This window comes from Allobosea sp. 05T438 (assembly GCF_056396025.1).
In genome coordinates, this window is the sequence record NZ_JBFTKQ010000041.1 from 1 (window position 1) to 7,801 (window position 7,801).

11 protein-coding genes and 3 pseudogenes are annotated in these 7,801 nt (G+C 61.6%); 3 read left to right on the forward strand and 11 right to left on the reverse strand.

Features of this window, described 5'->3' with window-relative positions:
* Positions 1-204: pseudogene (locus tag AC1DIN_RS29595) on the forward strand (hypothetical protein); the annotation flags it as partial.
* A 620-nt stretch (positions 205-824) separates the two neighbouring features.
* On the opposite strand, the pseudogene AC1DIN_RS29600 reads toward AC1DIN_RS29595, so the two are convergent.
* From AC1DIN_RS29600 to AC1DIN_RS29625, 6 genes and pseudogenes are all read right to left on the reverse strand, one after another.
* Positions 825-1,223: pseudogene (locus AC1DIN_RS29600) on the reverse strand (NUDIX domain-containing protein); the annotation flags it as partial.
* A 1,160-nt stretch (positions 1,224-2,383) separates the two neighbouring features.
* Entirely contained in the window at positions 2,384-2,626 is a 243-nt protein-coding gene (locus AC1DIN_RS29605) for a hypothetical protein (protein WP_441471597.1), read from the reverse strand.
* Positions 2,627-2,741: 115 nt separating this feature from the next.
* Positions 2,742-2,924 (reverse strand): hypothetical protein, encoded by a 183-nt coding sequence (locus AC1DIN_RS29610; protein WP_476812320.1) that lies wholly within the window; start codon positions 2,922-2,924, stop codon positions 2,742-2,744.
* Positions 2,914-3,234 carry a hypothetical protein gene (locus AC1DIN_RS29615; RefSeq protein WP_476812321.1) on the reverse strand — a complete coding sequence of 107 codons (321 nt, stop codon included), beginning with the start codon at positions 3,232-3,234 and terminating at the stop codon, positions 2,914-2,916. The genes AC1DIN_RS29610 and AC1DIN_RS29615 overlap by 11 nt, the downstream gene beginning before the upstream one ends.
* A gap of 8 nt (positions 3,235-3,242) precedes the next feature.
* Positions 3,243-3,551, reverse strand: a complete 309-nt coding sequence (locus tag AC1DIN_RS29620; RefSeq protein WP_476812322.1) for a hypothetical protein — start codon at positions 3,549-3,551, stop codon at positions 3,243-3,245.
* Positions 3,520-3,852, reverse strand: coding sequence for a hypothetical protein (locus AC1DIN_RS29625; RefSeq protein ID WP_476812323.1), 333 nt, complete (start codon positions 3,850-3,852; stop codon positions 3,520-3,522). Before AC1DIN_RS29625 ends, AC1DIN_RS29620 begins: the two co-directional genes overlap by 32 nt.
* A 54-nt stretch (positions 3,853-3,906) precedes the next feature.
* Between AC1DIN_RS29625 and AC1DIN_RS29630 the strand changes: the two genes are divergently transcribed.
* Both AC1DIN_RS29630 and AC1DIN_RS29635 read left to right on the forward strand, forming a co-directional pair.
* Positions 3,907-4,080 carry a Pam3-gp28 family putative phage holin gene (locus AC1DIN_RS29630; protein ID WP_476812324.1) on the forward strand — a complete coding sequence of 58 codons (174 nt, stop codon included), beginning with the start codon at positions 3,907-3,909 and terminating at the stop codon, positions 4,078-4,080.
* A 7-nt stretch (positions 4,081-4,087) separates the two neighbouring features.
* Positions 4,088-4,435 (forward strand): hypothetical protein, encoded by a 348-nt coding sequence (locus tag AC1DIN_RS29635; protein ID WP_476812325.1) that lies wholly within the window; start codon positions 4,088-4,090, stop codon positions 4,433-4,435.
* Positions 4,436-4,602: 167 nt separating this feature from the next.
* Here AC1DIN_RS29635 and AC1DIN_RS29640 read toward each other — a convergent pair whose 3' ends face one another.
* The 5 genes and pseudogenes from AC1DIN_RS29640 to ku form a co-directional block, all read right to left on the reverse strand.
* Positions 4,603-4,983 (reverse strand): SHOCT domain-containing protein, encoded by a 381-nt coding sequence (locus AC1DIN_RS29640; protein WP_476812326.1) that lies wholly within the window; start codon positions 4,981-4,983, stop codon positions 4,603-4,605.
* A 331-nt stretch (positions 4,984-5,314) separates the two neighbouring features.
* Positions 5,315-5,807, reverse strand: a pseudogene (locus AC1DIN_RS29645) (YciE/YciF ferroxidase family protein).
* A gap of 83 nt (positions 5,808-5,890) precedes the next feature.
* Complete coding sequence (locus AC1DIN_RS29650; RefSeq protein ID WP_476812327.1) at positions 5,891-6,427, reverse strand: hypothetical protein; 537 nt, start codon at positions 6,425-6,427, stop codon at positions 5,891-5,893.
* A 15-nt stretch (positions 6,428-6,442) separates the two neighbouring features.
* Positions 6,443-6,742, reverse strand: a complete 300-nt coding sequence (locus AC1DIN_RS29655) for a PepSY domain-containing protein (RefSeq protein WP_476812328.1) — start codon at positions 6,740-6,742, stop codon at positions 6,443-6,445.
* A gap of 81 nt (positions 6,743-6,823) precedes the next feature.
* Positions 6,824-7,624 (reverse strand): non-homologous end joining protein Ku, encoded by an 801-nt coding sequence (gene ku, locus AC1DIN_RS29660; RefSeq protein WP_476812329.1) that lies wholly within the window; start codon positions 7,622-7,624, stop codon positions 6,824-6,826.
* Positions 7,625-7,801: the final 177 nt, after the last annotated feature.

Genomic DNA, 7,801 nt, shown 5'->3' on the forward strand with positions numbered 1-7,801 from the left:
GTGAAGGCGATCCATCCCAAGGCGATGCCGGTCATCCTCACGACACCGGAGGAGTGCGAAACCTGGATGACGGCGCCGTGGGAACAGGCGTKGGCGCTGCAGCGACCGTTGCCGGATGGCTCGTTGAGCATCGTAGCCCGCGGTGTGAAAACGGATGGCGGAGACCCGGAGGTTGAGCGGCCGGCGCAGGCCTTCTTGATCTGACGGCCCTCCGCCGCGACGCAGAGCTTTGCGGACGGTAGCGAACGCGCCGTCGTATCCTGAACGTTGGCAGGGTCGGTGCTTGGAAACGAAGGCGTGCCCCGACATGTTCGTGGCCCTCGCCCAATTTTCGATGGAACCGGCGCCATTGCCAAACGTTAGCGCCTCCAAAAATGGAGGCGGAAATGTGGCGTGTTTCGTTTCTATCGACGTTGTTTTCAGTAGCGGGCATCACGACGGTTGTCGCGTCTCCGACGATTCCAGCGACGTGGATGGGGGACGCCATCTGGCTCGTCGTCGCGGGTGCATCAGCCCTTGCTGTGATGGCCTTTGAGGGCGAAAACGGCTGACTTCGATGATGTCGCTGGGCTCGATATCGATCACGACTAAAGTCGGCCCCGAGGGATACTTTCGCGTGGATCTCCCGTTGGATCCGGCCACGCTAAACGAGCAGTTATTCGAAGTTGGTAGGTGGCTCGTGGAGTGGAATATTCCTCACCAAGCGCGGATCAAAATGGACCCCCCTTCAGGAAGCGTGCAAGTGAGTTTTTCCGACGAACGCCATGCTCGCGCATTTCAAGCACAGTTCGGCGGACAGTGCCGCCACCGGTGAAATGGCCAAGTTAGAGATACGTGGCCTTCAACACCCTGATAATGCTGTTGTGGTCTGCGTAGAGGGCAGGGATGTCATTTCCCGCGAACCACTCAGCAGCGACGGCAACGTCGCCGACTTGGAGAGGTGGCCGGCCGTGGTCCAACGAGAGTTCAAAAAGGACTGCTCCCGAGATGATGCGGCTCCGCGGATCGCGGTCGATCGCATCGAAGGCAATAGGCGGGTAGGTGGCGATAATCAGACCCGGCGAAGCCTGGAGGTTCACTCCGGCCTCCTCCTCGAATTCGCGTAAGGCGCAAGGTTCGAAGGTCTCGCCTTGGTCAAGAAAGCCACCGGGAACGGCCCAGTGGCCGCCCTTCTTGCGGCGGATCAGGGCGACTTCGTCTCCGCGAAAAACCACCGCATCGGCTGTTAGGTGAGGGCCCCTGCCATATTGGCTTCATAGTCGGGATCAGGCATCTCTTAACCTCCACCCCGGTCTACGCTGGAGAAAACCCTATTCTCCAGGGCCCGCGGCCGGTTTCTCGACAGGCTTCGCCAATGGTTCTTTACTGGTGTCCTTGCCGGCGTTCGGATCGATCGAAATGCCGCTGACTGAATCCCGACCTGGTGCGCCCTGTATCGAGCGTATTTTCTGCTGTTCTTCGGGTGAAAGCTTATTGCCTTGTCCGTCCCGCATGAGAGCCTCCGGTATTGCCCCCTGTCGGTGAACGGGTAGTTCGAAAAAGGGTTCCACCACTCCACTAAACGTTCGACGGCAGCTTGGCTCGGAGGGCCCAGAACTAACGGAGTTGTGAGCCAGCCGGATTCGCTTCCCTCCGCTAAAAGGCGCAATGCTCCCTTGCCGCGCGTACCTAATGCGCGTGTTGCTGGCGAAGGGTGGCCATCATCCCGCCAGGTAGGCCGCGAGATTTTCCCGCTTTTGAAACGACCCGGCTCAGTCATGAGCTGCCGCGTGGAATCGTACCATGCGGTCGATACACACGGAGGTCGGCCTAATGCATGCACTCACGCTCGTAGTGGCTGGCCTCACTCTCGCCGTGGTCGGCGCCAGCGCGCAGGAATTGAATGAATCTGCGCTGGAACGGCAGCTGCCTGACCCTACAAGCCCATCTGGCTCCCTGAAAAGCCAACCAATCGCAATTGTTGACATCAGCTTGCTGCCGAAGGCGAAGCAAGTGCAGATCCATCGTCGTGTTGCGGAGAAGGGTGAGGCCGAACTTCAGAAACTTAGGAGTGCGATTGAGGCTGTACCGAGCATTGTCTCCGCGCTTCGGGCAAAGCAGTTGTCACCAACGAATGTTCTATCGGCAGAGACCAGCCCCCGCGGACGCTTAACACTCCTGATTGCGAGACGATAACCCTAGCCTGCCGCTCGCCTCGAACCGCAGGCTCAACGGGCAAGGCCGGTGGACTGGCCTGTTCAGCCGACTGCGGCAAGCTCGTCTGATCACCGCCAAGCCCCGCTCAGCCATCCATAGACCGCGACGAAGACCAGCGCCATGAAGGCAAGGGCGATGGTGAAGCCGTTGGCGCGGATCATGGGTGCCCCGGCATCCGGAAATGCGTTCAACGATCCTGGCCGGTCAGCACGTCACGCGGCGCGAAGAGCTGCGGCAGCGAGCTGACAATTCCCGGAGCACCGGCCTCCATGCCCTTGGATTGAGCTGACTGTATCGCAGCAGGTACGACGGCAGTGGCGACGCGGAAGAGAGTGGACACTATGCTCTCGTAAGAGACCCCGCCATTGACGGCTTCGAGATCCTGGTCATCCAAAGCATCAGCAGGGCGGGTTTCGGCATTGTCAGTCATAGATGCAATCCTCAGGAAGTGGCGGGGCGCGGTTACCCAATGACTGTAACCCCGAAGTTTGAAGCAATGCGTCACTGCGCCATGTAAAATTCAAACGGTTGGCATCACTCCCATCTCACTCTCCCTGCGCCCGGATGGCTGCGGCATCCAGCGCCATGATCCGCCGCTCGACGGCTAGATAACGCGCGGTCTCAAGAGCGCTCAATGGCGCGGCTGCTTCGAGCGGAAGAAGCTCAGCGACCAGCGCCAGCCGTTCGGTCTCGCTCGGAATCGCGGCAGGGGCTGTGTCAGCGCTCATCGCGGGGCTCCAAGGCGGCGCGGCCATGGTTCAGCCACATGATGAACTCGCGTCCTTTCTGCTCTTTGATCGGCATGCCGTCGGCGCCGAGCGGGCCCCAGTCTCGGAACTCCTCGACCTTCTCCAGGAGGATGATCTGAGGCTTCACCTCCTGCGCCCAGAGCAGGATCACATCGGCCAGGCCGCGCACGGAGCGCGAGACGGGCTTGCCTCCCTTGGCCTTCGAATGGTGGCGGCAGGAGGAAGGCGACGACAGGCACTTTCCGATGGACCACGCGGTGACGACGGGCTGGATCTTGAGATCGGTCATGGCGCGCCTCAGAACGGGATGTCGGCGGATTCGGAGGGCGCTTTCGGGATCTCAACGCCGGCCCTCTTCAGAACCGCCTCGAGCATGTCGATCCTGTTGCGCAGCACGAGCCGCTCTTTTGCGCCTTCGTGCCTCTCGCGGTTGAACTCGTCCTCCCAGCGCTTTGCCTGGAATCGCGTGTCCTGGTGCTTCTCCTCGATCAGCCAGATGAAGCCGTATGCGAGCAGCGCGGCACCGGCGACGATCAGCAGAACCAAACCGGCATCGAACGCTTCGAACAGGGGATCAGGCTGTGCGCTCGACGTTGCCGCGCTCACGATTCCGCTCGATGTTCGCCAGCCGGATTTCCAGCCGCTTGATTTCCGCCAATTGGCCGGAAAGCTGATAGGCGGCGACTTGCCCCATCCACGATTGCGCCGGGAAGATGCACGCCCGCGCTGTGGCCTCCCGCCAGCCGGTCGCGTCGACCAGGGCTTGCACGCGGGCGTCGGGCTCCTGACCCTTCGTCACCCGGATGACGGCATTCGCCGCTTTCATCTGGGTATGACCCGCCTTGCGCTTCTTGATCTCCGCGCGGATCTCGCCATCGCCATCGGCGAGACAATCAAGGCGCTGCAAGCGATCGAGGCCGCCAAGCGCGGCTGAGCCATTCTCAGAACCACGGAGATCGACATGAACTGGGATTCTGCACAGCAGCTCCTGCGCATCCTCCTCCAGATTGCCGCCGGCGCGCTGGTCTCGAAGGGCATCCTCACCGAGGAGATAGCTGCGCCGGCAACCGGCGCGGTGCTCTCGCTGGCCGGCGTAGCGTGGTGGGCCTTCTGGAACCGCAAACGGGCGGCTTGAGGCGAAGATGACGATCACCTCGGAACTCGTCGTCTTCATCATCACCGTGTTGGGGGCGCTCGCGGCGATCTGGGCCCGCATCGAGGCGATCGTCAGTCGGGCTCGCACGGAGGCGCTTGCCGCCGCCACCGGCGCCTCGAGCAAAGCTGACATCGTCGCCACGGACCTCGCACCCCATCGGCTCCACGTCGCCGAGCACTATGTCAGCAAGGTTGGGCTACGCGAGCAGGTCGGCCAGGTGCTCKACCTTGTTCGAGATGTCCAAAGCGACGTCGGCAGCATCAACGAGCGGCTGGATCGTGTGATCGAGAATCGCCACTCGCCGCGGGGACGCACCGGCTTCAAGCCACCATGACGAAATCAAGCGGCTGACCGCCGCAAGATGGCTGCCGGCCTAACCGGCTCCTCCCTGAACTTGGCCCGGTCTCCGAAAGGGGGCCGGGCCTTTTCGCTTCAACGGCGTACGTTACAACCAAAGCGCCAACCGAAAACCGTTCACCGGCCGCTGCTAGATGCCGAACGTCAGGAAACGAGTTGGCGCCTCAGGCTAGCGTATTCAGCCTCAGTTATGGTCCCCGCTGCTTTCAACTTGGTGAGCTTCTCAATCTCGTCGGCCGCGCTAAAGCCGATGACCTTCCGAAGTTCTTCGCGGGCATGCTGGGCTCGCTCTATGTTGCGCTCGGCCATGCCTCGACCTTGAGTAAGCAAATAGGCAAACACACCAAAGTAGGGCAGCACGATCAGAGCCATGATCCAAAGGACTTTTCTCAATCCAGATACGTCGTGACGCCGAAAGAGGTCACTCGCTACGGTTATGAAGAGCCAGAACCAGAGGATGAACATAAATACAGCGAATGCGTCGACGACAAAATTCGCAAATGTGAAACCACCCTCGAACAGCATTGATCATCTCCCCAAGCGAGCCGCGGTGCTCGTGCAGCCTCAGAGAGGGCATTAGTCCAGGCCCATGACGAGGCCAATCTGCAGAGAATCCCGCTTCGTGACGCTGCGTCCCAAAGCGGTCTCGCCGTCGGGCAGGGCGCTTTCTGGTCCCACTACCGCAGCTAATGCGAGAGCGTCAGTTGAGACACGGCCCGCTCTTTGGTTTTCGGTGTAATGGCCGCGAGGAACTGATGCCTCAAGAAGGCTTTGAATGCGACGCCTGACGATTGCCAAGCATGTGCGATAGGCCTGCGGCGATGAGAGGCGCCCTCGCCGGCGAGGGCGCGGACAGTCAAGCAGCCCTGCGGTTGATATTCTCGTTCGCGAGCTTCGAGAGCTTCTTATCGGTGGTGTCTTCCTCGTCGAGGTTCTGTTTCAGGAGCGACGCGCAGTCGTTTCGACCGAGTTGCTTCGCCCAGGCCACAAGTGTGCCATAGCGCGTAATCTCGTAGTGTTCGACCGCCTGGGCTGCTGCAATCAGCGCGGCGTCGAGGACCTGCTTGTCCTCGACCTCACCCGCGATATCGTTGGCTTCTTCGAGGATGCCGTCGATCGCGGGACAGGTGACGCCCTTCTCCTCGACGCCGTGCAGGCGGAAGACTTCCTTCAGGCGCGTGATTTGGCCCTCGGTCTCGCGCAGATGCGTTTCGAAGCCGCGCTTGAGCTCAGGGCTTGTCGCCTTCTCGACCATATCCGGCAGCGCCTTTTTGATCTGGTTCTCAGCGTAATAGACGTCCCGCAACGTATGAACGAAACGTGGCGATATCCTTGGAAAACCAACCCATGCCACTCTCCATCTGAAAATCCCCCAGCGCTTTGTCGCTCATGCGAACTGGCCGGCCCTCCCAAGAGGGTCGGCCAGCCTTGTTCAGATCACCGTGGAACGGTGGGGAGCCGCCGTTTCATCGAACCGACTCCAGCCGGCCGCGCGGTATTCGGCAAGGCGGGCATCCCGGTCGATCGGCGTGGCCCCGTCGAGGATAGCCTCGACCACAGGAACGTGCTCGTCAGCAACCCGCACCGAAACCACTGTGCCTCCGCGCCGAACCGTTTCGGCGTAGTAGTGCGCATCCTCTTCGCTGTGTCCCGCGCTGGTCAGCGCCCCGACGATGCCGCCGGCCACGCCACCAGCCGCGGCACCCGCGGCCGTGGAGGCGAGCCAGCCCGCCGCCACCACCGGGCCGATCCCGGGAATGGCAAGCAATCCGATCCCCGCGAGCAGGCCCGCCGCCCCGCCGAGCGCCGCGCCGATCCCGGCGCCTTCACCGGCATTGCTGTCGTCGGCCTTGGCGTGCCGGCCGACCACGCTGATGTCGGCTGAGCTCACTCCGCCGGCTTCGAGGGCCTCGACCACTGTACGGGCGGTCTCGTAGCTGTCGTAGGAACGCGTGAGAGTCTGGGTCATGTTGGTTCTCCGATATTACTGGCGGGTGATGTTGCCGCGGTAGTCGACGGTCACATTCACCTTGGATCCGCCGAGGGTGGCGCTACCTTTCCAGACGCCATTGGCGTCCTTGGTGAGCGGGCCGACCTGCGAATAGCCGTTGGCCTCGAGACGGCTCTTGGCCTGGCCTTCTGTGAAGCTATTCGCGCCAGGTAGCGGAGCATTCTTGTCCGCATCACCCTTCGGTGACGGTACTGGCGAAGTGGTGGCGGTCTGAGCGAGCGCACCAAAGGAGGTCGTCGCCGCGATCAGCGACGCGAGCAAGATCTTCTTCATGTCTGGACACCTCGAAATTCGTGGAATGACCCACGGAATGCTCTTCGAACGAGGTGAGCGCCGATTCTGTTCCGTCCGAATTCAGCTCCGAAGCGACTTGTCAGCCTGGAGGCTCTTCTTCAGAGCGTCGAAGAGGTTGACGACATTGGCCGGCCGTCCGTCCTCGCGAGTAGCAGAAACCCGCGCGCCCTTCCGGCGCTTCTTCGACGCGATCAGCTTAAGCAGGTGTTCCTGCACCGGATCCTTGACCATCTCCGGCGACCAGTCCGCGGTCTTCGACTTGATGAATTTCTGCGCCAGATCGAGCAGTTCGGGTTCAGGCTTCTCCTGCTCAATACCGGAGAAATACGCCTTCTCATCGCGGACCTCGTCGCCGTAGCGCAGCGTCCAAAGCACGATGCCGCGGTCGCGGGCTTCGAGCATGACCGCGCGCTCCCGGCGATACAGAACGACGCGAGAGATGCCGACCATCTTTGACGCGGCCATAGCGTCGCGGATCACCGAGAAGGCTTCTTCGCCGACATCGCCGTCCGGAACCAAGTAATGGGGACTATCGAGGTAGAGCCACGGGATCGAGTCGCGCGGCACGAACTTGTCGATGTCGATCGTGCGCACGGTGTCGAGCCGGACGGCCTCAAGCTCCTCATCCTCTATGACGACGAAGCGGCCGGCTTCGGCCTCGTAGCCCTTAGCCTGGCGATCGGGCTCGACGGGTTTGCCGCTGTCGGCGTCAACGTAGCGGCTGACGATACGGTTGCCGGTTTCGCGGTTCAGTGTGTGAAACTGGACCTTCTCGCTTTCGGATGTCGCCGGCGACATCGCGACCGGGCAGGTCACCAGCGACAGTTTGAGATAGCCCTTCCAATAGGTCCGTTCAGCCATGGCAACGCAACTCCGGCAACGAAACTGGGGACTCAATGCCGAGCAAACGAATCAGTTCCGCGAGGCGGGAACATGCGCGGCGGCCCGGCATTGAATCGTGTTGTTGCGTATGGGGTGAGTGTCATGGTCGCGGCGCGTGCGAACTGGAAAGGCTATCTGAAGTTCGGCGAGATCAGT